The sequence below is a fragment of the Pseudomonas halotolerans genome (genome assembly GCF_039581215.1).
GTDB lineage: Bacteria > Pseudomonadota > Gammaproteobacteria > Pseudomonadales > Pseudomonadaceae > Aquipseudomonas > Aquipseudomonas tehranensis.
In genome coordinates this window covers 79279-105074 of the sequence record NZ_JBCNTJ010000001.1, presented here as the reverse complement: position 1 = coordinate 105074, position 25796 = coordinate 79279, and the positions used below count along the sequence as shown (strand labels likewise).

The window sequence follows — 25796 nt, the reverse complement described above, 5'->3', positions numbered from 1 at the left end:
AGCCGCTGCGCTAACAGCGGCCTGGCGATCACACGACGCAACTTGAAGGTGAACGTCATGCAATTTAAACAGAATACCATCCAAATTCTGGATGCGCGCGGTCAGATCATCGCCACCATGGCGCTGCCGGCCAATATCAAGCTCACTGAGCTGGCCCCGTTAAAGATCCTGGGCGACATCAGCTTCAAGGTTTTGCCAGGTGCCGCACAATTCCGCGGTGTATGCGTAGGGGGTGTCCTATGAGCGCCCAGGCCCGCACCATCCAAGAAGTCGCCCATGACGCGCTTGAGGATCTCGAAAGCGCCCAGATCGCCCTGCGCAAGGTTGAGGCCGTGCTCTGGGCCGCACTGGCAGACAAGGGCACCAGTCAGCACGTCCGCAACCTGGTAGACGTCGCATGGAACCTGGCCGCTGACGGCGCCAACACCGCCGACTGCAGCCGCGAGGAAATCACGGCCGCGCTGGCTGGGTGTGTTGCCCTGGGCGCCGGGGGTGACCAATGAGACATCCTCTTGAGTTCCAGAAGGCTTATTGCGCAGAGCTTCTGCGGGTCATGATGCGCTATTCCTCGGCTGACGACATCGCGCGCATCACCGCTACGCTTGAAGATCAGGTGCGCGATTTGGTGAGAGCCAAGTACCGGCCCGGCCTGAATGATGCGAGCTACGCTCTTTATCGGCGCTTTAAATTGGACGGGGGTGCCCAATGAGCCGCTCCTATAAGGCAATCGCCGAGACCGCCGTCCAGGATCTGTACGAAGTGACCAGTGCGCTCGAAAGCGTGCGCGCAATCTTCACGCTGATGCTGGAGACCTTCCCCGAAGACAGCACGCCTCATGCCTTCGCACAGTTGGGTACTCTCGAAGTAGCCGACTGGAACACTAAGGTTTATCAGTGGTGTGAGTGCATGGAAAACGAGTTGGATGATGCGAACGAAGTGGCGGCCGAGGCAATTTCTGCCGAACGCACACACGCTACCCGGTGGTGGACGCACCTAAACGAGATGCGCCGCCGCAAGGAGCTGTCAGAGTGGGTAGCGGCGGGCATCGGCACGCATGATGAACACGATCTGATGCTGGAGAGCCGGAATGCTGTCAATCGGTCCATTTTCGGTTCGGATGACCTGGGCGGCGATCAACCCTACAGGGCAATTCCACTGGACCAAGCCTGAAACAACGAAACTTTCGCGGTATCAAGGGCACTACCCCGTCACAGGGTGGTGCCCTTTTTTCATTTGTTGGCGGTGGGTGAATTCTCAGCAAGGTGGATCAGGTCGAGCTGTATGCCTCCAACCACTCATCAACGCTCTGGTCCTGTGGTGGCTTAGTGGTGTGTATAGGGGAGTAAGGGATTACCTTGTTATCGTCCTTTCTTGTTAACTTGTTTTCGTAGTTTGAAGCACACGTAGTTGAAGTCGGCTGTAGCCCACGCGCTTCCTGGCCTGTAGCTGTTTCCTTGTGCCCTGATTTTGTGCCTTCCTTGTGCCCAAGTTGTGCCTCAGTTGTGCCCAAGTTGTGCCCTAGAACTGCGAGGCGCGCCTGGTCTTCGGTGACGGTCACAGGGTGGAGCGACTGCACATTAATCCGATCCTTTCTCAGCTCCCCGGCCAACAAGATGCTGGACAGCTTTCCCATGCATTTGTGGAACCTCTGCATCCGCTCAGGAAGTGGTAGACCAGTGCCCCGCCAGAACTTGTAGAACTGGCTTCGCTCGCCGACACGGAACTCGCCGGCCGGAAGAGGTGCGCCAGCTTTGCCACCTATCGTTGTGCGTTTGCGGGTCAGTTCCACATTGAAAATGGCGTAGGCGGTTTCGCCAGTCAGTACCGATGTGAAGCGCAGAGTCACGCCGGCCGATTTGTGCTGTCCGTATCGTCCCGCGCTATAGCCTTCATACCTGAATGCATCGACTCCAATTGCCACCAGTACCGATCGGCAAATCTCCCGTTCTTTTTGATCCAGCCATTCAGCGGGCACAGGCTTGCCGCTCGCCGGTTGAATGACGAGCTGCCCACGCTCAATGCTCACCGCGTCGCCGCGGTTAAGTAGTTTTGTCGCTAGGCATTCCACTGAATCGACCTCAGCGTAATTCGGCTGGATTACCAGCGGGCCGAAGCCCATCGGCATCTCGCAGGAAGGCGCAAGAGGTCGCCGCAAAACTGCGGAGACCTCTGCGTACTCTGGATTACGACGCTTCGCGCATCAGGATGTACTTGGCCACGCGGTGAGGCGGCCGGCCTGGCTCGGTGGACTGGTGCGTCCAGTAGGTGCGGATTTCGTGACCCTTTTTCCTGAGTCGACGAATGGTGTTTGGAGGCTGGACAATATCCAGTTCCTTTGCGGCCTCGATTGTCGATACCGGCCCGTTTCGCAGGGCCTCCATCATCTTGCGGTCTTGCTCAGTCGAAGAATGGCGTGTCATAGTTTGCTTCTCACGTTGGTGCTATCCAGTGTGTTTTCGCTAAGGCGGTGCTCCAACACCGCCTTAGCAATCCCCCGCGCGGCCTTGCGCAATTTCCACTCCTTATTCTCTCCGCACTTCACCGTGCGCCCACCTTTGCTGCGCGCTCGATAAATGCCTTCAATTCGGATGCCAGAGCCAAGCGCCGGCGGCCGATCTTGAAAGTCTTGATTTCGCCTTGAGCGATCAGCTCGTAAGTGGCCGAGCGCGAAATGCCCAGAATGCGTGCAGATTCTTCGACGCTCACCGACAGCGGCGCCATTTGTTGCTGAGCTTGTTCCATGGTTTTCTCCCAAAAAACGAAGCCAGAGAGGCGTCGTGTGGTGCTAGCTTACCTTGCATAAAGCTATCACTGCAAGCAAATGCTAAACAGTCTCGTACTTGCATGGATTGACAGAGATTTGCGTGTCGCGCAAGCTGTGGCAATTAGGTCGGTTAGGCTGGCCGCATCAGAGTAGATGGAAGGGTATGGCGACTAAGACGAGTAAGCGCGCGGGTGAATCGAGCACGACAGTAAGCGTTGGGATTCGGATCGATCCTAAAATCAAGTTCGCTCTGGACATCATGGGGCGGCTGCAAAAGCGCTCTCTGACGGCCGTTATTGAATGGTCGATCTCTCAGGCAATCGCTAACCAGGCGACGGATCTTGATGGCGGGACATTGGCTAGCTCGATAGACAAAATTTGGTCTACAGATGAAGCGGTCAGAATGGTCAACCTGGCGATAAATATGCCGGAAGCCCTCACGTATGATGAGTTAAGAGTGTGGGAGACAATCAGATCTAGTGCTTATTTTTGGGACGTGTACTCAGACGGCTCATTCGGAAACAATTTCGATCGGCTAGAGCTGAATCTCATCAGGTCTCACTGGGCGCTGATACAGTCTCATGTCGAAAAGCACAAATCGTCACCGACAGTGGTCCCCATGTACGACCACGACTTCATGCCTAACGACATACCGTTCTAGATCAGCTCCACAGCAGCGGCCTTTGTTCCTGGCGCCAGATGTGCGTAGCGCAAAGTCATCTTGATGTCGGCGTGCCCCAGCAGATCCCGTACCGTGTTGAGCGGTACGCCAGCCATTACCAGACGTGAAGCGAAGTCGTGCCGCATATCATGCCAGCGGAATCCGTCGATCTGCGCCCGCTCAAGCAATTTGAGCCAGGCGCTTTTGACGTCCTCAAAGCGACCGCCGCCCTGACCTGGGAAGACATACGGCGACTTGCTCACCTGCTTCTTCCAGGCTTCCAGCACACCAATGGTCTCCTTGTTCATCGGGATATGGCGCGTATCGCTTGTCTTGGTGGTGGCCCCGGCGACTGTGATTGTCTTCGTGTCGAAGTTCACCGCTGACCATTTCAGGTCGAACAATTCTCCGCGCCTCATGCCGGTATTCAACGATACCAACACCATGGGCTTCAGGTGATCGGTGAAGGGCAGTTCCAGCAGGCTTGGCATCGGCTCTCTGTGGCGGTCCGTCCGCCAGGTGTTTGCACTCTCACGCTCGGCCCTCATCTCATCCTGTCGAGCGTCCAGGGCGTCGCGCAGGCGCTTGGTCTCGTCAGCAGCCAGGTAGCGAATCACCCCCTTTGAATCGACTTTGAGCTGTTTCAGCTTGGCCAGCGGGTGTGTGTCGATGTACTCCCACTCAACGGCGCGACTGAAAACGCCACTGATCGAGCCCATTTTTCGATTCACCGTCGATGCCTTGTTGCCGGCTTGCATCCAGGCGGTGCGGATCTGCTCCAAGTCTCTCCCGGTGATCGCGTCTAGGCGTTGGGACATGATTGGGTCAAAGTTATTGCTTAGGGTGTGCTGCGTCTTCTCGTGGCCTTTGTGATGAGCTTTGAACCACGGCATATAGGTGTCGTCGATGAAATCGCGCAGCGAGGGCAGGGCTGACCCCTTGCGGCCCTGAGCGATGGCCAGGGGCTCGCCGTGGGCGTGCGCATCGGCTAAGTACTGGGCGGCCTCAGTTCGGGCTTGGTCAAGGGTAAGCACGCCGACACGCCCGAGGGTGGCGTTCTTGTTTCGGCCCCAAGTGACCATGTAGGACTTGTGACCGCTGGGCAGTACGCGAATAAAGAAACCGGGTTGCACGGTGTCATGCACGCGGTATGCTTTCGCCTCGGCGGCTAGGCTGCCAATAAGCTTCTGAGTGATTTTGGTTTTCAAGGGTTCGACCGTGACAGCAGGGTGGCAGCAAAAAGCACTATACCGCTCGATGTTCACGGACTCAATGGGACTAAAAGGCCCAATAATACTGGGCTTGTGGCTGTACCCATTGGGTCTAAATTAACCCTCCTAAGGGGAAGGTTGGCAGTTCGAACCTGCCCTGGGACACCACCTTCCAATACAATTCCATTTCCTCAAACCTGTGACTGAGTCCCCATTTCTCGACGAATCTGTATCGACTCATTCGGTCGCGTGAAACTTATCCCCCCCTTTGCCATCTGACCGTCTCGGTACGTTGTAGGACTTTTCCTTCGCTACGAGCGGACACGTACCTCTTTATTTATCTGAGTCGGTGCCACTGCCATCCCTGGCGGCCTGACCCACCGTGTCTTTGATTCAGGCCACAAGGATGTGACATGCACCCAGCCGCACCCAGCCGAACGCGTAAACCGAGCGGCGCTCGCCTTCTTGTCGACGGGCCCCGTTCACTTCCACAGAACGCCATGCGGCTCACGCTTCTTTTAGTGGCCACGTGGGCGGTGATGGCTGGAGGCGTTGTACAGGCGGCCGGGCCTGAAGAGGAGCTGCTGCGCCAGCGTGAGCGCGAGCGCGTTCTGCGTGACCAGTTAGAGTCGCGGCCGGACGTACGCCTTCAGGCGGCGCCGGTGAACGAGGGTGCCGAACGGTTGCCGGACAAGGAAAGCCCCTGTTTTGCCATCAACGATATCCGCCTGATCGGTGAGGCGGCGGAGCAATTTCAGTGGGCGTTGCGCGCCGCCAACCCCAAGCATGACCCCGCCCTAGGTCGTTGTTTAGGCGGCGCCGGGATCAACCTGACAATGAAACGCATGCAGAATGCGATCATCGAAGCCGGTTACGTCACGACTCGCGTCCTTGCCGAAGCCCAGGATCTGAACAGTGGGATTCTGGTACTGACCCTGGTGCCGGGGCGCATTCGCGAGATTCGTTTCGACGAGGGCACCAGCTCCCGCGCCAATGCCTGGAATGCGATGCCCGCCAATCCCGGTGATCTGCTCAACCTGCGCGATATCGAACAGGCGCTGGAGAACTTCAAACGCGTACCCACCGCCGAGGCCGACATCCAGATTGCGCCTGCCCGCGCTGCCGACGCCAAGCCCGGTGAAAGCGACGTAGTGATCGCTTGGCGTCAGCGGTTTCCGGCTCGCGTGAGCTTGTCGGTGGACAACTCCGGCAGCAAGACCACCGGTAAATACCAAGGTAACGTCTCGTTGTCCCTCGACAATCTGCTGTCGCTTAACGACCTGTTCTACGCCAGCGTCAACCATGACCTGGGCGGTGGCGAGTCCGGCCAGCGCGGCTCCGATGGCAGCACCCTGCATTACTCGCTGCCGTTCGGTTATTGGCAACTGGGTTTTACCAGCAGTGAATATGACTACGAACAGTCTGTGGCCGGCGCCACCCAGACCTATCAGTACCGTGGCGAGAGTCGCAACAACGAGGTGCGCCTGTCACGTCTGCTTTACCGCGATGCCGTTCGCAAGACCTCGGCCTGGGGCAGCTTGTGGACGCGTTCGTCGGAGAACTTCATCGACGACACCGAAATCGGCAACCAGAAACGACGCATGGCCGGTTGGCAGTTCGGCCTGAACCATCGCGAGTTCATCGGCGCTTCGATCCTCGACCTGGGCGCTGCCTATCGTCGCGGCACCGGTGCTCATGACTCGCTCAAAGCGCCCGAGGAAGATTTTGACGCCGGCACTTCACGCTCGCAGATCATCACTGCCGACGCTCAATTGCAAGTGCCGTTTGTGGCGGGCAACCAGCGCCTGCGCTACATCGGCAGCTGGCGTGCGCAATGGAACCGTACACCCCTGGTGCCTCAGGATCGTTTCTCGATCGGGGGGCGCTACAGCGTGCGCGGTTTCGATGGTGAAAACATTCTTTCCGCCGACCGTGGCTGGACCTTGCGCAATGAAGTCGGCCTGTCTTTGGGCCAGACCGGCCAAGAGCTCTACACCGGTATCGATTATGGCGAAGTCAGCGGCCAGGCCAGTGAATTCCTGATCGGCCAGCGTCTGGCGGGTGCCGTGGTGGGCATACGTGGCGGCTACAAAGGCCTGTCTTATGACTGGTCGCTGGGCACGCCGCTGAAGAAACCCGATGGCTTCGAAACGGCAAACGTGACCAGTGCCTTCAGTGTCATCTGGTCATTCTGAGGTGAATCCATGCAGTTCGAAACGCTAGACATTATTGCCCCCGGCCTGATCGACGAACCCTGGAATGAAGCCGCCGTGTTGGGCTCCGCCACGTGGTTGTGGATGCACTCCAAAGCCCATCGCGATGCACCACTGCACAGCCTGCCGACGCTGTTGTTGCCCGCTCTCAAGCATCGTCAGTTCGTGCTTGGCAGTGAGCACGGTAAACCGGTGTTTTACCTGTCCTGGCTCAACTTCGACGAAGCCGCCGAGCGACGTTATTTGCAGCAATCGCCGCTGGCCCTCACTGACACCGACTGGAACTGTGGCGAGCGTCTCTGGTTCAACGACTGGGTTGCGCCTTTTGGCCACACGGCGGCATTGAGCCGCTTGCTGCAGCGCCACCTGTTCACCCATCGCTGCGCCCGTGCCCTCTATCACCGTGGCGACGAGCGCGGCCTGCGGGTCAAGACATTCCAAGGGATCGGCGTCATCCCTGAACAGGCCAAGGCCTGGTTTGCCGCTCATCCGCTGGCAACTGCACCGTAACCCAACCTCTGGACTTGCGGACAGTCACCGCAAATGGAATTGCAATGAACAAGCATCTGTACCGAATCGTTTTCAACAAGGCCCGCGGACTGCTGATGGTGGTGGCGGAAAACGTCACGAGCCAGGTCAAGGCACCGGGCACCCGTTCCGGCCCGATCGCCGGTGCGCCGCAGTGCACAGCGACGCTCGGGGCATTGCGCTTTGCGCTGATGGCAGCGATCGGGCTGGTGTCCTTGAGCGTAGCGCCGGCCTGGGCCGGCACCATCGTCGCCGACCCCGGTGCTCCGGCCGGTCAACGCCCTATGGTGATCGAAAGCGCCAACGGCGCCCCGCAGGTGAACATCCGCGCGCCCAGCGCCGCCGGTGTTTCGCGTAACACCTACAACCAGTTCGACGTCGACAACCGTGGCGTGATCCTCAACAACGCTGCAGCCAACAGTCAGACGAAGCTGGGTGGCTGGATTGAAGGCAATCCCATGTTGGGCAATGGTGGTGCGCGGGTGATCCTCAACGAGGTCAACGCCAGCAATCCCAGTCAGTTGCGCGGCTACGTCGAAGTCGCGGGGCAACGCGCCGAAGTGGTGATCGCCAACCCGTCCGGCATCACCTGTAACGGTTGCGGTTTTATCAACGCCGATCGTGCGACCCTCAGCACGGGGCGGGCGCAGTTGGAGAATGGTCGCATCACCGGTTATACCGTGCAGGGCGGGACCATCAACATTGAAGGCAAAGGCCTGGATGCCCGCGAGACCGACTACACCGACCTGATTGCTCGCTCGGTGCAGGTCAACGCCGGGGTGTGGGCCAGCGACTTGAAAGTCACCGCCGGACGTAATCAGGTCAATGCCGACAACACCCAGGCCACGCCGCTGCCAGGCACCGAGGAAGACAAACCCACCGTTGCCATCGACGTTGCCAAGCTCGGCGGCATGTATGCCGGGAAGATCATGCTGGTGGGCACCGAATCCGGTGTCGGCGTGCGCAACGCCGGGCAGATCGGCGCCATGGCCGGTGAGGTGGTGATCAGCGCGGACGGTAAACTGCAAAACCAGGGCGCGATCAGCAGCGCAGCGGCGACCCAAATCACTGCCGGCAGTGTTGAAAACAGCGGCACGCTCTACGCCAAGGGCGACTTGGGCCTCGATAGCGTCGGTGACATCGACAACAGCGGCACCGTTGCCAGCCAGACCCACACGACGCTGACCGCCAAGAACATTCGCAGCACCACGGCCTCGAGCCTGGCAGCGGGCGTCGATGCGGACGGCAAGCTGGGCAGCAGCGGCAACCTCACGCTCAAGGCTTCCACGATCAAGGCGCAAGGTCAGAACGTCGCCGCTGGCGATGTGAGCGTCGAGGCTGCTGATCTGGACCTGAGCAGCAGCCAGACCCGAGGTCGCAATGTCACCCTGACCGCCAGCGACGGTGACGCCAACCTCAGTGGCAGTCAAGTCGATGCGAGCCAGGTGTTGACCGCCAAAGCGACCAAGACCCTGCGCACCGATGCGGCCAAGGTCAACGCCGGTAATCTGCAATTGAGCGCCCGTGATGTTTTCAATGTCGGCGGTGAGCTGGTGCAGACCGGCACCGCCGACACGTCGATCAAGGCCGCCGCCACGCTCGACAACAGTCGTGGGCGAATCGCTTCCAATGCCGGGAACCTGAAGCTTGAAGCCCATCGCCTCGACAACAGCAACGGCAAGGTCGAGCACGCCGGCAAAGGCATCCTGGACATCCAGGCCGACCAGTTGGCTGGCAGCAAAGGCACTTTGGCGAGTAATGGCAAGCTGACCGTCAAGGCCCGCGAGGTGGTGGTCGATGATGGCCTGACCCAAGGTCAACAGATCACGCTCGACACCACGACCTTGTCCAACCAGAGCGGACGCATTATCCAGACCGGCACGCAGCCCTTACAGGTCACTGCCCGTGAACGTTTCGACAATCAGGCCGGACAAGTCAGCGCGCCCGCAGCGGTGGCCCTGAAGGTCGGCACATTGAACAACCAGGGCGGCAAAGTCCTCGCCACCAATAACGGTGCCTTGACCGTCACGGCTGACAACGAGATCAACAACGGCGGCGGCACGCTGGCCGCCAGCGGTACGACAAAGGTCAGCGGCGAGGCGCTGGATAACACCCAAGGCACGGTGAGTGCCGGCGGTGAACTGCATGCCGAGCTCGACCGGTTGAACAATATCGGCGGCACGCTCGCTGCTACCCAGCGCATGGAGATCATCGCTGGGCAGTTGAACAACACCAATGGCGTGCTGGGCTCGGTGAAGTCCGGCTTGCTGGTCAGTGTCTCGGCCGATGCATTGAACAACAGCGGCGGGCGCCTTGAAGCGCTGGGCGATATCGATCTGTCGGCCCAGGGCCTGAATAACCAGGGCGGGGTCATCAGTGGCCAGGCCTTGGACCTGGACAGCCACGGCCTGCTGATGGACAACAGCCAAGGCACGTTGAATGCCGGTGCGACCCTTGACCTGCGCAGCGGTGAACTGCGCAACGCGGCGGGCCTGATCCAGGCCAAGGGCAAGCTGTTCATCGACACTGGCAGCCAGGCGCTGAACAACATTCAATCGGGCACCACCCAAGGCATCAGCGGGCAGGGTGACGTGCAGATCCACAGTGCCAACTTCAACAACAGTAGCGGCTTCCTCGGGGCCAAGGGTGCTCTGGTTCTGAAGACCACCGACTTGGGCAACAGCAGCGGTGGCCAGATCATTGGTGAGAAAACCGTAAGCGTCGAAGGCGCCCGGCTGGATAACCGTGGCGGCCAGCTACAAGGCCTCGGCGATGTCGACCTGATACTGGGTGATACGCTCAATAATCAGGGCGGCTTGGTACGCAGCGCGGGAACCCTGAAGGTGAGCGCCAACGTGCTTGACAACAGTGCCACCCAAGGCGTCAATCAGGGCCTTGAAGGTCGTGCAATCAGCCTGGCAGGCGACACCTTCGGCAACCAGAGCGGTGCTGTGCGAGCGGACCAAGGCCTGTCCATTGGCGTCAGCCAGACGCTGGACAACCAGGGCGGACTGATCTCGTCAGGGGCCGGCCTGACCATCACCGATCGCGACTCGGCGCAACGTCGCCAGTCGGTGCACAACCTCGACGGCACCTTGCTTGCTGGCAGTCTTTTATCCCTCAACGCGGCCTATTACAGCGGCACCGGTCGGGCCCTGAGCCTGGGCGACCTGACCTTCAGGCTGCAAAACGGCCTGGCGCTGAGCGGGCAGATTCAGGCCAACAACACGGTTGACCTGAGCTCCGAGGGGGCTTTCAACAACAGCGGAAAACTGCTGGCGGGCAATCTCCTGTTGGTGCACTCGCAAACGCTGGACAACGCCGCCAACGGGGAGATCAGCGCCGGTCAGGTTCGCCTGAACATCAACGACAGCCTGACCAACCGAGGCCTGATCGACGGTCAGCAAGTGCGTGTGCAGTCTCTTTCGCTCAATAACCTGGGCACCGGGCGCCTTTACGGTGACCGACTGGCGATTGCCACCTCGACGCTGACCAACCGTGATGAAAACGGCCTCGCCGCGACCATCGCCGCCCGCGAGTCGCTCGACATCGGCGCTGGCACCCTGGACAACCGCGAACAGGCGCTGATCTTCAGCGCCGGCAACCTGGCCATCGGCGGTGCGCTGGACGCCAACGACAAAGCCCAGAATCGCGCTCAGTTGCTGACCAACGCCAGTGCGACCATCGAGGCCCTCGGCGACCTGTCGCTGAACGTGCAGAGTGTGCGCAACACCAACGAACACTTCAGTACCCAGGAAGTGGAGGTCAGCCGCACCGCCCTGCAAGAGTTCCAGCTCACCGGTTCGTCGAACCGCTATCAGGGCGATCAGATATCCTTGAGCCACGACGAGGTTCTTTACCTGAACACCCCGGAGGGTCGGCGGGACAACTGGAACCGCTACGACTACACCCGCGTGGTGCGCGAAACCCAGATCGCCACCTCGGCGCCGGCACAGATCCTGTCTGGCGGGACGATGCAGATCAGCGCAGGTGATGTGCTCAACGACAAGAGCCGCATCATTGCCGGTGGACTGTTGCAGGCCGACATCGTCAGCCTGACCAACACTGAATTGTCCGGCCAGCGCACCACTTCCGACAGCGGCACCGCCAGCCACTTCTATCGCATACAGCGCAAGGGCCGCGACAGGCAGGGAACCAGCGTCACGGCCTACACGCCAGCACCTTTGATTCAGGACATCTCCCTGCAGCCCACCGTATTTGCCCAGAATACCGCCGGCAACGGGAGCGGCACCCAGATCAGCGCCCGCGCGACTCAGAGTGTCAGTGATCAAATCACTGGCACGGGGGCAGTCAGCGCCCCTGTGGGCAGAACCCATCAAGTGGCGCCTATCGTTCAGGTCGCCGCGCAAACCACACTGAACACCAAAGGCGTCGCCGAGCAGATTCGCAGCGGTGGGCCGTCCCTTGAACTGCCGAACAACAGCCTGTTCAACACCACGCCTCAGAACAGCAACGGCTACCTGATCGAAACCGACCCGCGTTTCGCCAGCTATCGCACCTGGTTGTCTTCTGACTACATGCTGCAACGCCTGCAAGTCGACCCGGCACTGACCCAGCAACGTTTGGGGGACGGGTTCTACGAGCAGAAGCTGATTCGTGAACAGATCGCGCAACTCACCGGTCGCCGCTTCCTCGATGGCTACGCCAATGACGAAATGCAGTACCGGGCGCTGATCGACAACGCCGTCACCGTCGCCAGCCAGTGGCAATTGGTCCCCGGTGTGGCCCTGACCTCCGAGCAGATGGCGCAGTTGACCAGCGACATCGTCTGGCTGGTGCAAAAGCAGGTCACCCTAGCCAACGGTGAAACCCGCAACGTGCTGGTGCCGCAAGTGTACGTACGGGTTCAGGAAGGCGACCTCAATGGCTCCGGCGCTCTGATTGCCGGGCAACAACTGAACCTGAACATCTCCGGCGACCTGATCAACAGCGGCAGCCTGGCCGGGCGCAGCGTCATGTCGATCACGGCGCAGAACATCGAAAACCTCGGTGGCCGGATCCAGGCCGACAAGGCCTCGCTCACTGCACGGGAAAACCTCAACAACCTCGGCGGCCTGATCGGTGCCGTGGACAGCCTGTCGCTCAAGGCCGGGCAAGACATCAACGTCGTCTCCAGCACTCGAGACAGCAGCAGTGATCAAGGCACCCGCACCAACCTGTCACGGGTGGCCGGGCTGTTTGTCAGCGGCGCCCAGGGCACGATGGGCGTCAGTGCCGGCAAGGACCTGAACCTCACCGGCGCCCAAGTCGTCAACGCCGGCAAGGGCGGCAGCACATCGCTGGAGGCGGGCAATAACATCAATCTTGCCACCGTTGGCGAGGCCCACCAGCAGTCGTTGACTTGGGACAGCAGCAATTGGCGCAAGGACGAAAGCCGGACCGAAGCGGGTTCGCTGATACAGGGGCAGGGCGACGTGCGGCTGAGCGCGGGCCAGGACCTCAACGCGCGCGTTGCTCGCGTGACCAGCGAACAAGGAGCGGTGTTTGCCGAGGCCAAGCGTGACGTCAACCTGAGCGCTGGCCAGAACTACCAATTTGCCGACGAAGCGCACAAGGTCAAAGGCAGCAGCGGGTGGCTCTCCAGCAAAACCACCACGACCCGCGACACTGTCAGTCAGACCCAGGCCGAAGGCACCACCCTGAGTGGCGAGCAGACCTATGTACAGGCCGGTCGCGACATCAATCTGAAGGGCAGCAATGTAGTGTCCACCAGCCAGACCGTTCTGGTGGCGGACAACAACGTCAACATTGAAGCGGCCACCGACAGCAGCAACGAACGCCACGACAAGTCGGTGAAGAAAAGCGGTTTGTTCAGCGGCGGTGGCATCGCCGTCACCATGGGCAGCCAGCAACAAAGCGTCAAAGACCTCACCACGCAACACACGGCGGTGGCGAGCACCGTCGGTTCGACCACTGGCGATGTACTGATCGAAGCCGGCAAGGGCTATCGTCAGGTCGGCAGCCAGGTATCGGCCCCGCAAGGCAACATCGACGTCACGGCGCAGACCCTCGACATCGTCGAAGCGCGCAACACCCGTCAGCGCGAACATGAAACGCTGTTCAAACAGACCGGGTTCACCCTGACCGTGACCAACCCGGTGATCAGCGCCATCCAGACCAACCAGCAGATGAAACAGGCGTCGGAAAAAACCGACGACGGGCGCATGAAAGCGCTGGCCGCTGCCACCGCCGTGCTGGCAACCCACAACGCCGCCACCGCCGTGGCGATGGATCCCGGCGCGGCGGGCGGTATCAACATCAGCCTGTCGCTGGGCACCAAGAAGAACGAAAGCACGACCACCTATGTCAGCGACAGCGCCGCCAGTTCGACCATGCTCGCCGGTAATGACATCCGCCTGAGGGCCACGGGGGCCGGCGCCGCCAGTGACATCACCATACAAGGCAGCGATATCAAGGCCGGACGTAACGCCAGCCTGCTGGCAGACGGTGACATCAATCTGCTTGCGGCGCGCAACACGGACAAACAGGACACCGACAGCAAAGGCACCAGCGCCAGCATCGGTATCGGCTTCTCCCTTGGCGCTCGCAACGGCTTCACGCTGGACCTGGGCGCGTCCGGCAGCCGTGGCCAGGCGGACGGCAATGGGCTCACCCACACCAACACCCACGTCGAGGCGGGCAACCAGTTGCTGTTGTCATCCGGCGGCGACACTAATCTCAAAGGCGCGGTGGCCAGCGGAAAACAAGTGTTGGCCGATATCGGCGGCGACCTGAACATCGAAAGCCTGCAAGACACCAACACCTACGAGGTCGATGAACAGAGCCTGGGCGTTGGCATCAGCCTGTGCATTCCGCCGTTCTGCTATGGCCTGAGTACGATCAGTGGCGCCAGCGGCAGCTTCGGCGCCACGGATATCGACTCCAACTACGCCAGCGTCACCGAGCAATCGGGCATCAAGGCCGGGGACGATGGTTTTGATATTCGTGTCGGTGGCAACACCGACCTGGTCGGCGGCGTCATCGCCAGCAGCGCCAAGGCCGTGCAGGACGGCAAAAATCGACTGGTCACCGCCAGCCTCACCAGCCGCGACATCAAGAACAAAGCCGAGTACGACGCCAGCACTGTCAGCGTCGGCGGCGGTTATCGGGAAGTCGGCAAGGACCAGCAGGGCAACGCCCAGACCGGCGCTCAGCAAACCCCAGGCACCGACCTGCCGAAGAATGAAAATGAGTTCGGCGCCACGATGCCTATCGCCATCAGCGCCAGCGATGACGCCAGCAGCGTCACCCGCAGCGGCATCAGTGGCGGCACCATTGTCATCAGCAACGACGCCGAGCAACTGAAACGCACCGGCCAGAATGGCGAACAAACCGTCGCCAGCCTCAACCGCGACGTGTCCAGCGACCGTGACACCAGCAACGCGCTCAAGCCGATTTTCGACGAAGACGAAATCCGTGCCGGTTTCGAGATCGTAGGGGCGTTCGCCAATGAAGCCAGCACCTTGCTCGCCAACAAGGCCAAGGAAGTCGACCGCAAGCGCCAACAGGCCGAGGCGGCCGAGACCCAGGCGCTGGATCCCAAGGCCCCACTGACCGACACCGAACGCTTGGCGCTGCTCAACAGCTCCCGGCAGTTGAAGGCGCAAGCCCGCGACATCGCCGACAACTGGGGCGCGGGCGGTACCTACCGGCAGATCACCACCGCGCTGGTGGGCGCGGCCAGCGGCAACATCAGCGGCAGCAACGGCGCCTTCGTTCAGGGGCTGGTAGTCAATTACGTGCAACAGCGGGGCGCTGGCTACATCGGCGATCTCGTCGCAGACGGCAAACTCACCGAAGGCTCGCCACTGCACGCCGCCCTGCACGGCATCGTCGCCTGCGCAGGTGCCGCCGCCAGCAGCCAGAGCTGCGGCAGCGGTGCAGCAGGCGCGGCGGCGTCGAGCCTGCTCACCGGCCTGTTCTCCGAAGCCAGCCCCGATGAAAGCGAAGCCCAGCGCGAAGCCAAACGTAACCTGATTGTCAGCATCGTCACTGGGCTGGCGGCCAACAGCGCTTCAGTGGACGCCACCACCGCCAACACCGCAGCGGGCGCAGCGGTGGACAACAACTGGCTGGCGACTCAGCAATTGGTTCAGGCGGAGAAGGAGTACAGCGAGGCCGATGGACTGCTGGCGAAGGCGCAAGTGATCGCCAAATGGGGGTACATCAACCAGAAGCAAGACGTACTGACCCGCTTCGGCGTGGGCAAGGGCCTGGTGCAGGCGGGCTGGAGCGACGTCGAGGGTCTGGCGCAATTCCTCCTCCATCCGGTTGACGGAATCAACGGCCTCAAAGCCCTGATCAACGACCCCGAGGCCCGCAAGCAGTTCGGCGATGGCGTGGTCAACGAACTCAACGCCAAACTCGACCGCGTGAAAGACGCTCTGGAAAACGGCGGCGACGACCGCGCTGTGCAACTGGGCCAGGATATTGGCGAGCTCGTTTGGCAGGTTGGCAGTATTGCCACGGGCGTGGGTACGGCGGCCAAAGGCGGCGTGGCGCTGGCAAAAACCGGGATCAAAGTGGGGGCGGAAGGGCTTGAAAAGATGGCCGATATGGCCAAAATTGCCAAAGCCGAAGCGTCGGCTGGTAAGCCGGTGCAGTGGAGCAGCGTGGAGGGGGCGTATAGCGGGAAGCTTGAGGGGGGGTATGGCCCTGGCACGACGACCGTTAATGGGAAGGTTGTTGAGAATCCTGGGGATTATAGTGCTGGGATAAAAAAACCTAGTAAAGTGCTTCGCGAAGTAGAAATTAACTCTGGCGGTAAGGGCGCATGGTCCAAAGAGCTCAATAAGCCTGAACCCAATACAATTTATAAGGTTGATGGAAATAAAGTTTATCAAACAGATAGTTTGGGGCGCGTTGAAAAGGTTGAGTCTGAACTTTCGCTTGTGAAAAATGATAGGAACACATACCAGCAGTGTGTCGCTGGTAAGTGCGGAGTTGCTGGTGATGAGGGAGGGCATCTGATTGCAAGTATTTTTAACGGTCCTGGTGAGAAGTTAAATTTACTTCCCATGAATGGGAATTTAAACAAAGGTGAGTGGAAGGTGATGGAGAATGCATGGGCTTCCGCACTCAAGGAGGGTAAGAGCGTTAGCGTAAAAATCGAGCCTGTGTATACAGATGCTGGCCTCAGGCCGGATAGATTCAATGTTAGGTACTCGATTGATGGTGGACGTCCTGTGATTGTTGATTTTAAAAATGCACCTAAAGGTGGAAACTGATGAGTGAGCAGAGGCTGTATCAAAAAATTGGCCAGCTTTTATTGGATGCTGGTCCCTCGGAGGCCCAGAAAATAGTTGTTAGAGCTAGACTTTTTGCCGAGGGCGATGGAGGAAGTTATGAGTTTGATTATTTCGATAAGACAAACCGCTCAAGCTGGTTCGATCCAGACAGCAGGGCTGTGGGAGACTTGACAGAGTTGTTGGTTGAGCTTCGGCGCTATTATGTTGAAAATGGATTGTGCCAAAATGGAAAGGCTTGGTCTTCGTGTGCAGTTACGTTGGATGTAGAGAAGATGAAAATTAGTATTGACTACAATTATGATGATTAGGTTTTTTGTGGAGATAGGGACCGAGAATATTGCATTGATAGGAAAGGGGGCAGGTATTATATAATTGCTCTTTGATAGATTCGTCCCTTTCTTTTCAGTGCTACTCAGAGGAGCGACGACAAGTTGAGGGATGAAGATTTCCAGTATTTCATCAGCGTGATGGGAGAGGCCACATCTCATCGACAGGTGTCTGACTCCCAAATTGAGAAGTACCGTAAAGTGCTCCCTGACGCGCTGCTCGACTATTGGCAGGAGGAGGGTTGGTGTGGATATGCCAATGGCCTTTTCTGGACAGTGAACCCGGATGATTATAAACATCTGCTCGATATGTGGCTCGCGGGTACTGAATTTCCACAGATAGATAATTACCACGTTATTGCAAGAAGCGCGTTTGGGACTCTTTATGCTTGGGGGGAGAAATACAATCAGAAAATTTTAGTTTCATGTCCGACGGGGTCTATCGTCGCATTGATGAATAAGCTGAAAATGCCTAATAAAGATCCGGATCTCGCCCTTCAGACATTTTTCGCTATGTCTGATAAGGAACGTTATGATCTGGAGGATCATCAAGGTGAGTTTCTATTTGAGCGGGCGCTGGAGAAGTTGGGTGCACTTGACGAGCGTGAGATCTATGGCTTTGAGCCTGCATTGTTTTTTGGAGGGACGGCTTCGCTGGATCAGTTGGTTAAGTGCAATTTAGAGGTTCACTTAACGATCCTTCGGCAGATGCGGTCCTGAGTGAGCACGGTAAGCGGAAGGACGTCCTGCTGGTGTAAAAGGAGTGTATCGAAATGGATGAAATCAACGTCCGGCTTGATCAGCACCGTCGTTGGCTTTCCCAGTCGGAAGGCCTGATGGCTCAAGAGCTTGGCTATATTGATGAGGATCTTGCCAGCGACTCATTAAACGGATTGAACAATGTGGCTGACTCGTTGGGGATGCTGGCGACATATTACGGCATTCGGGGTGAAGTCTCGGTCAGTGATGGAGAGGCTTCTGGCTGGGAAGACGTCTCGCGCTCGATGATGTACCGTTATTGGGCGCTGATGCTCAACGCCAAGACTTTCTCAAAAACGAGTTTTCTTCAAGGCATCAAAACCATCCCCAATTTGACTAACCAATTGAGCATTGCTGGATGCTTGCTGGCCGGATTGATAGTGGCTGATCGTCGAGATCTGGCCGCGTCCGTGGCCGATGTGCTGGCTGGAATGCTGACTATCAATGGCGCCGTGGATTCCAGCTATCTTGAACAGCGTCGATTAGAGCCTTTCATGCTCTGGCTTTATTCAGTCTATACGCAAGGAGAGACGCTTTCAGAAATCAAGTCGATGGATCTGGGGATTTATCAAAACGTGATAGACAAATGGACAGATGAACAAGGGCTGGCTCATGCTCTGGAAGAGCTATGTCAATATCACCTCACCCATGCGGAAGACCGCGGTGGGGCGTGGGACCCTGAATTCAAATATGCGCCTTTCGATTTGTTGCCTGTGGAGATCCACGCGATTTTCCAGGTCCGACAGCAGCTAGGTTTAACTGTTCCAGCGGTGTCGAGCCCTTTATTGTCCGCAGAGACGGCTGCGCTAGAACACCTGGTCATCATTTCTGATCAGCTTGCGGTCCGGATGGAGACGGCCTACGAGCGTTTCTTCGGGCTTTAAACGTAGGCGCGACCCTTTTTTCAGTGAAGCAACGACACGCGGTGAGCTCACATGAAGTATTACTTGTTGCGGGAAGATGTGCAGTTTCCTGAACGCTGGTATTTGGGAGATATAAAGCACTGCAACAACTGGCTCTTCATCGACCCCCCTTCTGAGTACATGGAGCCATGTACTTACGCCCTTGAGGTTCGTGAGGAAGGTGTGAGTCTGGATTTTTCCTTGGCTGGCTATGCCTCTGTGCCGGTCTTGAGTGAAAAAGCCAGGGATGCATTGTTGGGCGTTCCCGACGTTGATGAACCGTATATGAATGTCGTGCTCGAGCCTGTGTCGGTTGCAGGCGAGCAAGCTCATGATCGTTACTATGTGATGATTGTCGAGACCCAATTGGATTGCGTAGACGAATCACGCTCCGCTTTCAAAAAATATGAGGTCCATGATCCCGTACGACCTGATCGAGCTGGCGAATACAGCATTTTTCTGAATCTCGTCATTGATCCTGCCAAGGTCCAGGGAAAACATATTTTTCGTATCAAGAAACACTTGGGGGCATTGATCGTTAGCGAGGACGTGAAGCTTCGGCTGGAGCGTGCGGGTCTCAGAGGCATGCTATTGGAGGGGGTGAATGGTGAGGGTGAAGTTATTTGCTGATTGTTTGAGGGATGAAGCCTGACATCGTCCTTTGTGGCGAGGGAGCTTGCTCCCGCTCGGTTGCGCAGCAGTCGCCAAAAAACGGGTCCGCTGCGCGGCCCAGCGGGAGCAAGCTCCCTCGCCACGGTCTGATTCTCTGCACTCGGTTTCTCCCACACCTTCCCCTTAACGGAACGCCATCTGCTGCCGATAACCCGATGAGCCCGGTTGTCTCCTGCGTTTGGCTCGCAATGTGCGTCACGACACAGCCAGACCAAGCGATTGCTAAAATCCCTTGAACGTTGCTGGCTGGTGGCTATCATCTGCGCGCCTCGGGGTTGTGACACGGCGTTTCGTTGTTATGCCATTGGGTTATTTTCTTACTTGCCTGGACATCCTCGATGCTGGCGTACCACCAAAAAAGTTTTCTGATCGTCGATGATTTCTCGGATTTCCGCAGTTCGATCCGGTCCATGCTGCGTGAGCTGGGCGTCAAGGACGTGGACACCGCCGACACCGGTGAAGTGGCGCTGCGCATGTGCTCGCAGAAGCGTTATGACTTCATCTTGCAGGATTATCACCTGGGCGATGGGCGCAAGAATGGCCAGCAGGTGCTGGAAGACCTGATGGTCGAGAAGCTGATCAGCCATGAAAGTGTGTTTCTCATGGTGACCGCCGAGACCAGCCAGGCGATGGTGCTCAGTGCCCTGGAGCATGAGCCGGATGCCTACCTGACCAAACCGTTCAACCGCTCCGGCCTGGCCCAGCGGCTGGAGCGGCTCGAGCAGCGCAAGACCCTGCTCAAGCCGATCCTGCAAGCCCTCGATCGTGGCAAGCCGATGGAAGTGCTCAATGCCTGCATCGCCTTGTGCAAACAGGACCCGCGCTATGGGCCGTTGTGCCTGCGTTATCGGGCCGATGCGTTGCGTGACCTGAATCAGAACGAGGCCCTTGAGCGGCTGTACAACTCCATCCTGGCGGATCGCCCGTTGCCGTGGGCCTACGCGGGGCTGGGCAAGTTGCTGTTCAAGCGCGGTCAGGTGGGGCAGGCCAAGGAGGTCTATGAAAAGGCCTTGAAAACCTTCCCTATGATGCCAGCCTTATACGACGGCATGGCCGAGGTGCTGGTGACCGAAGGCGACACCAAACAGGCCCAGAGTGTGCTGGAAGAAGCGGTTCGCCTGTCGCCGCTGGCGGTCCGTCGGCAGGCGCTGTTGGGCAAGCTGGCAATGACCAACGAAGACTACGACACCGCGTCCAGGGCTTATCGCCAGGCGGTCGGGCAGGGCGCGCAATCGCGCTTCAAGGACCCGGAGACCAATCTGGGCCTGGCCCACGCGCTGATCAGCAAGGGCAGCGAAAAAGGCCTCGATACCCGCACCCGGCTGGAGATCAACACTACCCTCAGCGCCGTGGCGAAGGAGAACCTCAACGACCCGGGGTTGCAGGTCCGGGCGCGGCTGATGAAGGCCACCAGCCTGTTGCTCAACGATGCCGAAACCGCCGAGAAGCTCACCGAACAGGCCTTGCAGCGCCTCGATGGCATGGAGCAGTTCATGAGCGCCGAGGCCGCGTTGCTGGTGGCCAAGCAGTTGCAGATGCTTGGCCAGACCAGCGCCGGGGAGTCGATGCTCAAGAACTGCGCGGAAATCTACGGTGATGACCCGGCGGTGATGCAAGGCATTGCCAAGCTCACCGACGACCCGAACATCCTCAATCAGGGCAATGCCGCCGCCGAGTTGAACCGCGAAGGTGTGCGTGTCTACAAGACCGGCGCCTTGCCCGAGGCGCGAGAGCTGTTCCGGCGAGCCCTGAAGATGCAACCGAAGAACATCAGTATTGCTTTGAACATGGCGCAGTCACTGTTGCATGGCACCGATACCAGCGTGGAGTCGGAACTGCTGCAGGAATGCCGCGCCTGCCTGAAACTGGTGGGCATGATGCCCGACACCGATGCGCGTTTTGCGCGTTATCAGAAACTGCGAAGCAAGGCATTTGGCGATGAATGACAGCGAACAGGCCCTCGATTTTTCCACGGTGATCGCATCTACCGTGCACGACATGAAAAACTCCCTGACCTTGCTCATGCAGGCTCATACCCAATGGCTTGAGCGTTTGCCCGACCCTGAGCGGCAGACGTCGGAGCAGGGCGTCATGGAGTTCGAGTTCGCTCACCTCAATGGCCTGCTGGTGCAGTTGCTGGGGCTGTACAAGCTGGGGGTCAACCAGTTGCCGCTGCATCCGGCCTATCACGAGCTGGATGACTTTATCGAGGCGCAACTGGCCGGCCATCAGGACGTGTTCCGCAGCCGCGGGATCATGGTCACTTACGACGTCGACCCCCTCAGCCCCTTGGGTTTTTTCGATCGTGAGCTGATTGCCTCCGTGCTCGACAACAGCATCAACAATGCCATCCGCCACGCGCGCCAGGCGTTGCTGATCAGTGCGAGCGACGAGGCCGGGCAACTGGTGCTTACCATCAATGACGACGGCGAAGGCTACCCGGCCGAGATGATCGAGCGTCAGGCCGAGTATGTGCAGGGCATCAATCACAGCAGCGGCAGCACCGGGCTGGGCTTGTACTTCGCCGCGCGGATTGCCGGGTTGCATCAGCGTGGTGGGCTGTGCGGACGTACGGAGATTGCCAATGGTGGTGTGTTGGGTGGGGGCGTGTTCCGGATTTATCTGCCCTGAACCTGCTCGGCACTCATAAATCTGTCGACACAACCCCCTGTGGGAGCGAGCCTGCTCGCGATAGCGGTGTATCAGTCAACTCAGCATTGGCTGACCCGACGCCATCGCGAGCAGGCTCGCTCCCACCCAGTATTCCAGGGCTTGTTGTTTATTGTCTTGGGCCGCTTGATATTCCGAACACCCGAAGCCTATTTTGTACGGGTTGCCGTTCGCGGCTCGCACATTACAAGGATTGCGTCATGACGACCGATGGCCAGTGTTCACTCGCGCAGCGACTGACGGGCATTGATGAGATTGAGTGTGTCACCCCGGATTTGAATGGCGTGCCACGAGGCAAGGTGATGACCGCCGAGGGCTTCCTCGAGGGCCGACGGTTGCAGATGGCGCGGGGTGTGCTGTTGCAATGCATCATGGGCGGTTATCCGCCGGCGCGTTTCTATGGCAGCGACGACGGCGACCTGGCGCTGGTGGCCGACCCGAAACAGATCCACCGCCTGCCCTGGAGCGAACAGCCGCGAGCCTTGGCGATTTGCGACGCCGATGAGCTGACCGGGGAAAGCTCGCGGCTCTCCACGCGCGGCCAGCTCAAGCGCGTTGTTGCCCGTTATGCAGCCCTTGGCCTGGCGCCCGTGGTGGCGACCGAGCTGGAATTTTTTGTGTTTGCGCCCAACCCGGACCCGACCCAACCCTTCCAGCCGCCCGTGGGCCTGGACGGACGGCGTGAAGACGGTCATTCGGCGTTCAGCATCAGTTCCAATAATGGCCTGCGCCCGTTCTTCAAAGAGGTCTATGCCTGCATGGCGGCGCTGGGCTTGCCCCGCGACACCTTCATGCATGAAATGGGCGTGAGCCAGTTCGAGATCAACCTGCTGCACGGCGACCCTTTGTTACTGGCCGACCAGACGTTCCTGTTCAAGCACCTGCTCAAGGAAGTGGCGCTCAAGCACGGCCTGACCGTGGTCTGCATGGCCAAGCCCCTGGCCCATACGCCGGGCAGTTCGATGCATATTCACCAGAGCGTCGTCGAGCTGGACAGCGGCCGTAATGTGTTCAGCGACGAAGCGGGCGAGCCAACGGCGGCGTTCCGGCATTTCATCGGCGGGCAACAGGCCGGCATGGCGGATTTCACGGCGCTGTTTGCGCCGAACGTGAATTCCTACCAGCGCCTGTGTCACCCCTATGCGTCACCGAACAATGCCTGTTGGTCCCATGACAATCGTTCGGCCGGGTTACGGATACCTGCCAGTTCGCCGGCGGCCCGTCGGGTCGAGAATCGCTTGCCGGGGGCCGATGCCAACCCGTATCTGGCGATTGCCGCCAGCCTGGCTGCGGGGCTTTATGGCATTGAAAACCGCCTGGAGCCAAGCGCCGCGATCCAGGGCGAATTCCAGGTGCCGGATAATCTTTCGCTGCCATGTACCTTGCATGCCGCCCTGGAACGTCTGAAGCGTAGTCATCTGGCGAAGGAACTGTTCGGTACGGAGTTCATCGAAGGCTACATCGCTTCGAAGACTATGGAACTGACCAGCTTCTTTGATGAAATTACTCCCTGGGAGCGGCGTGTTCTAGCGGCCCAGGCCTAACCAAACGTCGCATTCGGGCTATCTTCAAAATAGCCCGTACTCATCTCAAGGAGCCGCTCGGAACGCCGATGCGCCAAATCTGGAAACCTTTTCGAGCGCTGTATTTCGCCTCGCTGATGATGTTGATCGGCTCGGGCCTGCTGAGTACCTACCTGGCCCTGCGCCTGGCCGCCGACAATGTCGACAGCCTGTGGGTCGGTGCGCTGATGGCTGCCAACTACTTCGGCCTGGTGCTGGGCGGCAAGATCGGCCACCGACTGATCGCCCGCGTCGGGCACATCCGGGCTTATTCGGCCTGCGCCGGGATCGTCGGTGCGGCGGTGCTGGGCCATGGTTTGGTGGATTGGCTGCCGGCCTGGATCGTGCTGCGGGTGATCGTCGGCCTGGGCATGATGTGTCAGTACATGGTGATCGAGAGCTGGCTCAACGAGCAGGCCGATGCCAAGCAGCGTGGCGTGGTATTCAGTGGCTACATGATCGCCTCCTACCTGGGTCTGGTGCTGGGCCAGTTGATTCTGGTCATGCACCCGTCCCTGGGGCTTGAGCTGCTGATGCTGGTGGCGCTGTGCTTTGCCTTGTGCCTGGTGCCAGTGACATTGACCCGGCGAATTCACCCGGCGGCGCTGCATCCGGCGCCGATGGAGCCACGCTTTTTCATCAAGCGTGTGCCGCAGTCGTTGAGTACGGTGCTGGGCTCGGGGCTGATTGTCGGCTCGTTCTATGGCCTGGCGCCGCTGTACGCCTCTCAGCAGGGGCTGTCGACCGAACAGGTGGGTCTGTTCATGGGTAGCTGCATCTTTGCCGGATTGCTGGTTCAGTGGCCCTTGGGCTGGCTGTCCGATCGCTATGACCGGGCGCTGCTGATCCGTTGTTTTGCGCTGGTCCTGACGGTCTGTGCGCTGCCGCTGGCGATCCTGCCGACGGTGCCGTTGGAGGTGCTGTTCGTTGCGGGGTTCTTCTGTTCGCTGGTGCAGTTCTGCCTGTATCCGCTGGCGGTGGCGTTTTCCAACGACCACGTAGAAGCTGACCGACGGGTATCCCTGACTGCCATGCTGCTGGTGACCTATGGGGTTGGCGCCAGTATCGGACCGCTGGTAGCAGGGGTGCTGATGAAGATGTTCGGCAGCCAGATGCTCTATGCCTTTTTTGCCTTCTTCGCCCTGGTGCTGGTGTGGCGAATCCGGCCGAAGGCGGTGACCAACCTGCATCAGGTCGACGACGCACCGCTGCATCACGTGGCGATGCCGGACAGCATGTCCAGTTCGCCCCTGGTGGCGTGCCTCGATCCCCGGGTGGACGAACAAGTGGTGCAGGAGCAGATGCACGTCGAGCCTGTGCCGGCGGAAGAGCCAGTCGACGAAGAACCCGTCATGGAGGAAGCTGCCGCCGCAGAGGCGAACGACGAGCCGCCGAGCCCCGATTTCACTCAGGCCAGGCCTTGAGCCAGCCATAAAAAAACGGGCAGTCACCGCAAGGGACTGCCCGTTTTTTTACGTGTCGAAAATCAGAGGTCGTCTTTGTCGAAACGACGGGCTTCGCGCTGCAGTTGATACACAAAACGCTCAACCTGCCGTTGCACCAGGCCGCTGATGTTGTGAAAACGCACGCCGGCGAAGGTGGTGTTGAACCTTTCCTCGAAATGCAGGTAACGAAGTTCGACCGGAGCGGTCATGTTGCCGAAGGGCAGAGCCGCGATAAAGCGCTCGTAGACCTGACCCAATTGCAGACGCGCAGTAATGTCACCTTCGAAACGCAACTTGCAGCCTGTGGCGGAAATGTCCAGCAGCTTGCCGTCCACCGGTGACTTGAGTTTGTCGCCGCCCAGCTCGACGTTCACAAGTTGCGCCAGCTTGAGGGCGGCACGGAAGGCGTTGCGGCGTTGGTGGTAAACCACTTCGTCAGGCAAGGCGCCGCGATAGCAGCGACCATCGCTGGACTCATCGATGGTCAAAGGGCCGTTGCCGTCCCACGCGATGCGCACGCCATCATGAAAACCCTCGACACGAAACGGCTCGCCCGCCAACAGGAAGCGTTCGCCGTCCCGGGGGATCATTTCGTCCAGGGCGATGGAGTTGCTTTCCCGGTCGACATCGACCAAATAGCTCTGGAAGCGCTGGCTGCGTTCGTGAAAGGTGATGATCAGCGGGTCGTGGCTCTCTTGCAGCATCCGCAGGTTGCCGGAAATTTCCAGGGGCGTGGTAAGGACCTTGGGGGGCTGCGGAGCATCATCCGCGTTTGAGGCATTGAACACGGTGGGTCAATCTCCAGGCAAAATAC

21 protein-coding genes are annotated in these 25796 nt (G+C 59.2%); 16 read left to right on the top strand and 5 right to left on the bottom strand.

Annotated elements, in window-relative coordinates; all coding sequences use genetic code 11:
• Nucleotides 1-57 precede the first annotated feature (57 nt).
• Genes AAIS01_RS00485 through AAIS01_RS00470 form a run of 4 tightly spaced genes read left to right on the top strand, consistent with a single transcriptional unit; the run spans nt 58 to nt 1170 of the window.
• On the top strand, nt 58-243 hold the full coding sequence (locus tag AAIS01_RS00485; protein WP_248749042.1) for a hypothetical protein: 186 nt from the start codon (nt 58-60) through the stop codon (nt 241-243).
• Nucleotides 240-503: a hypothetical protein gene (locus tag AAIS01_RS00480; protein ID WP_343467366.1), complete on the top strand. Its 264-nt coding sequence runs from the start codon at nt 240-242 to the stop codon at nt 501-503. The genes AAIS01_RS00485 and AAIS01_RS00480 overlap by 4 nt, the downstream gene beginning before the upstream one ends.
• Nucleotides 500-709 (top strand): hypothetical protein, encoded by a 210-nt coding sequence (locus AAIS01_RS00475; protein WP_343467365.1) that lies wholly within the window; start codon nt 500-502, stop codon nt 707-709. Before AAIS01_RS00480 ends, AAIS01_RS00475 begins: the two co-directional genes overlap by 4 nt.
• Complete coding sequence (locus AAIS01_RS00470; RefSeq protein WP_343467364.1) at nt 706-1170, top strand: hypothetical protein; 465 nt, start codon at nt 706-708, stop codon at nt 1168-1170. The genes AAIS01_RS00475 and AAIS01_RS00470 overlap by 4 nt, the downstream gene beginning before the upstream one ends.
• A gap of 97 nt (nt 1171-1267) precedes the next feature.
• On the opposite strand, the gene AAIS01_RS00465 is transcribed toward AAIS01_RS00470, so the two are convergent.
• From AAIS01_RS00465 to AAIS01_RS00455, 3 genes are all read right to left on the bottom strand, one after another.
• Nucleotides 1268-2119, bottom strand: coding sequence for a hypothetical protein (locus AAIS01_RS00465; RefSeq protein ID WP_343467363.1), 852 nt, complete (start codon nt 2117-2119; stop codon nt 1268-1270).
• Between the two features lie 64 nt (nt 2120-2183).
• On the bottom strand, nt 2184-2420 hold the full coding sequence (locus AAIS01_RS00460) for a helix-turn-helix domain-containing protein (RefSeq protein WP_092359513.1): 237 nt from the start codon (nt 2418-2420) through the stop codon (nt 2184-2186).
• A gap of 118 nt (nt 2421-2538) precedes the next feature.
• Entirely contained in the window at nt 2539-2742 is a 204-nt protein-coding gene (locus AAIS01_RS00455; protein ID WP_058410861.1) for a helix-turn-helix domain-containing protein, read from the bottom strand.
• Between the two features lie 185 nt (nt 2743-2927).
• Between AAIS01_RS00455 and AAIS01_RS00450 the strand changes: the two genes are divergently transcribed.
• Nucleotides 2928-3425, top strand: coding sequence for a hypothetical protein (locus tag AAIS01_RS00450; protein WP_092359511.1), 498 nt, complete (start codon nt 2928-2930; stop codon nt 3423-3425).
• Here AAIS01_RS00450 and AAIS01_RS00445 read toward each other — a convergent pair.
• The gene (locus tag AAIS01_RS00445; protein WP_343467362.1) at nt 3422-4633 is read right to left on the bottom strand and encodes a site-specific integrase; all 1212 of its coding nucleotides are present in this window, start codon (nt 4631-4633) and stop codon (nt 3422-3424) included. The two genes, AAIS01_RS00450 and AAIS01_RS00445, sit on opposite strands and share 4 nt — an antisense overlap.
• A gap of 542 nt (nt 4634-5175) precedes the next feature.
• On the opposite strand from AAIS01_RS00445, the gene AAIS01_RS00440 reads away from it, so the two are divergent.
• The 11 genes from AAIS01_RS00440 to AAIS01_RS00390 all read left to right on the top strand — a co-directional run bounded on the left by AAIS01_RS00440 (nt 5176) and on the right by AAIS01_RS00390 (nt 24961).
• On the top strand, nt 5176-6831 hold the full coding sequence (locus tag AAIS01_RS00440) for a ShlB/FhaC/HecB family hemolysin secretion/activation protein (RefSeq protein WP_343467361.1): 1656 nt from the start codon (nt 5176-5178) through the stop codon (nt 6829-6831).
• Nucleotides 6832-6840: 9 nt separating this feature from the next.
• On the top strand, nt 6841-7359 hold the full coding sequence (locus AAIS01_RS00435) for a toxin-activating lysine-acyltransferase (protein ID WP_343467360.1): 519 nt from the start codon (nt 6841-6843) through the stop codon (nt 7357-7359).
• A 44-nt stretch (nt 7360-7403) separates the two neighbouring features.
• Nucleotides 7404-16625, top strand: a complete 9222-nt coding sequence (locus tag AAIS01_RS00430; protein WP_343467359.1) for a two-partner secretion domain-containing protein — start codon at nt 7404-7406, stop codon at nt 16623-16625.
• On the top strand, nt 16625-16954 hold the full coding sequence (locus AAIS01_RS00425; RefSeq protein WP_343467358.1) for an immunity protein YezG family protein: 330 nt from the start codon (nt 16625-16627) through the stop codon (nt 16952-16954). The genes AAIS01_RS00430 and AAIS01_RS00425 overlap by 1 nt, the downstream gene beginning before the upstream one ends.
• Before the next feature lie 123 nt (nt 16955-17077).
• On the top strand, nt 17078-17692 hold the full coding sequence (locus AAIS01_RS00420; protein ID WP_343467357.1) for a GAD-like domain-containing protein: 615 nt from the start codon (nt 17078-17080) through the stop codon (nt 17690-17692).
• Nucleotides 17693-17745: 53 nt separating this feature from the next.
• Nucleotides 17746-18615: a hypothetical protein gene (locus tag AAIS01_RS00415; protein ID WP_343467356.1), complete on the top strand. Its 870-nt coding sequence runs from the start codon at nt 17746-17748 to the stop codon at nt 18613-18615.
• Between the two features lie 51 nt (nt 18616-18666).
• Entirely contained in the window at nt 18667-19263 is a 597-nt protein-coding gene (locus tag AAIS01_RS00410) for an imm11 family protein (protein WP_343467355.1), read from the top strand.
• Nucleotides 19264-19643: 380 nt separating this feature from the next.
• Entirely contained in the window at nt 19644-21251 is a 1608-nt protein-coding gene (locus AAIS01_RS00405; protein ID WP_343467354.1) for a response regulator, read from the top strand.
• Entirely contained in the window at nt 21244-21936 is a 693-nt protein-coding gene (locus AAIS01_RS00400) for a sensor histidine kinase (RefSeq protein WP_186655038.1), read from the top strand. Before AAIS01_RS00405 ends, AAIS01_RS00400 begins: the two co-directional genes overlap by 8 nt.
• A gap of 341 nt (nt 21937-22277) precedes the next feature.
• Nucleotides 22278-23519 carry a glutamine synthetase family protein gene (locus AAIS01_RS00395; protein WP_343467610.1) on the top strand — a complete coding sequence of 414 codons (1242 nt, stop codon included), beginning with the start codon at nt 22278-22280 and terminating at the stop codon, nt 23517-23519.
• Between the two features lie 68 nt (nt 23520-23587).
• A complete protein-coding gene (locus AAIS01_RS00390; RefSeq protein WP_092392922.1) occupies nt 23588-24961 on the top strand; it encodes an MFS transporter in 1374 nt (457 codons plus the stop codon).
• A gap of 62 nt (nt 24962-25023) precedes the next feature.
• On the opposite strand, the gene AAIS01_RS00385 is transcribed toward AAIS01_RS00390, so the two are convergent.
• The gene (locus tag AAIS01_RS00385) at nt 25024-25770 is read right to left on the bottom strand and encodes a flagellar brake protein (protein WP_214915344.1); all 747 of its coding nucleotides are present in this window, start codon (nt 25768-25770) and stop codon (nt 25024-25026) included.
• Nucleotides 25771-25796: the final 26 nt, after the last annotated feature.

Excerpts from the sequence above, each read along its gene's own strand:
- AAIS01_RS00440 (WP_343467361.1), top strand. The coding sequence starts at position 5,176 with ATGGCTGGAGGCGTTGTACAGGCGGCCGGGCCTGAAGAGGAGCTGCTG.
- AAIS01_RS00455 (WP_058410861.1), bottom strand. The coding sequence starts at position 2,742 with ATGGAACAAGCTCAGCAACAAATGGCGCCGCTGTCGGTGAGCGTCGAA.
- AAIS01_RS00395 (WP_343467610.1), top strand. The coding sequence starts at position 22,278 with ATGACCGCCGAGGGCTTCCTCGAGGGCCGACGGTTGCAGATGGCGCGG.
- AAIS01_RS00415 (WP_343467356.1), top strand. The coding sequence starts at position 17,746 with ATGGATGAAATCAACGTCCGGCTTGATCAGCACCGTCGTTGGCTTTCC.
- AAIS01_RS00430 (WP_343467359.1), top strand. The coding sequence starts at position 7,404 with ATGAACAAGCATCTGTACCGAATCGTTTTCAACAAGGCCCGCGGACTG.
- AAIS01_RS00390 (WP_092392922.1), top strand. The coding sequence starts at position 23,588 with ATGCGCCAAATCTGGAAACCTTTTCGAGCGCTGTATTTCGCCTCGCTG.
- AAIS01_RS00450 (WP_092359511.1), top strand. The coding sequence starts at position 2,928 with ATGGCGACTAAGACGAGTAAGCGCGCGGGTGAATCGAGCACGACAGTA.
- AAIS01_RS00460 (WP_092359513.1), bottom strand. The coding sequence starts at position 2,420 with ATGACACGCCATTCTTCGACTGAGCAAGACCGCAAGATGATGGAGGCC.
- AAIS01_RS00410 (WP_343467355.1), top strand. The coding sequence starts at position 18,667 with ATGAAGTATTACTTGTTGCGGGAAGATGTGCAGTTTCCTGAACGCTGG.
- AAIS01_RS00425 (WP_343467358.1), top strand. The coding sequence starts at position 16,625 with ATGAGTGAGCAGAGGCTGTATCAAAAAATTGGCCAGCTTTTATTGGAT.
- AAIS01_RS00435 (WP_343467360.1), top strand. The coding sequence starts at position 6,841 with ATGCAGTTCGAAACGCTAGACATTATTGCCCCCGGCCTGATCGACGAA.
- AAIS01_RS00400 (WP_186655038.1), top strand. The coding sequence starts at position 21,244 with ATGAATGACAGCGAACAGGCCCTCGATTTTTCCACGGTGATCGCATCT.
- AAIS01_RS00475 (WP_343467365.1), top strand. The coding sequence starts at position 500 with ATGAGACATCCTCTTGAGTTCCAGAAGGCTTATTGCGCAGAGCTTCTG.
- AAIS01_RS00485 (WP_248749042.1), top strand. The coding sequence starts at position 58 with ATGCAATTTAAACAGAATACCATCCAAATTCTGGATGCGCGCGGTCAG.
- AAIS01_RS00470 (WP_343467364.1), top strand. The coding sequence starts at position 706 with ATGAGCCGCTCCTATAAGGCAATCGCCGAGACCGCCGTCCAGGATCTG.
- AAIS01_RS00480 (WP_343467366.1), top strand. The coding sequence starts at position 240 with ATGAGCGCCCAGGCCCGCACCATCCAAGAAGTCGCCCATGACGCGCTT.
- AAIS01_RS00465 (WP_343467363.1), bottom strand. The coding sequence starts at position 2,119 with ATGGGCTTCGGCCCGCTGGTAATCCAGCCGAATTACGCTGAGGTCGAT.
- AAIS01_RS00405 (WP_343467354.1), top strand. The coding sequence starts at position 19,644 with ATGCTGGCGTACCACCAAAAAAGTTTTCTGATCGTCGATGATTTCTCG.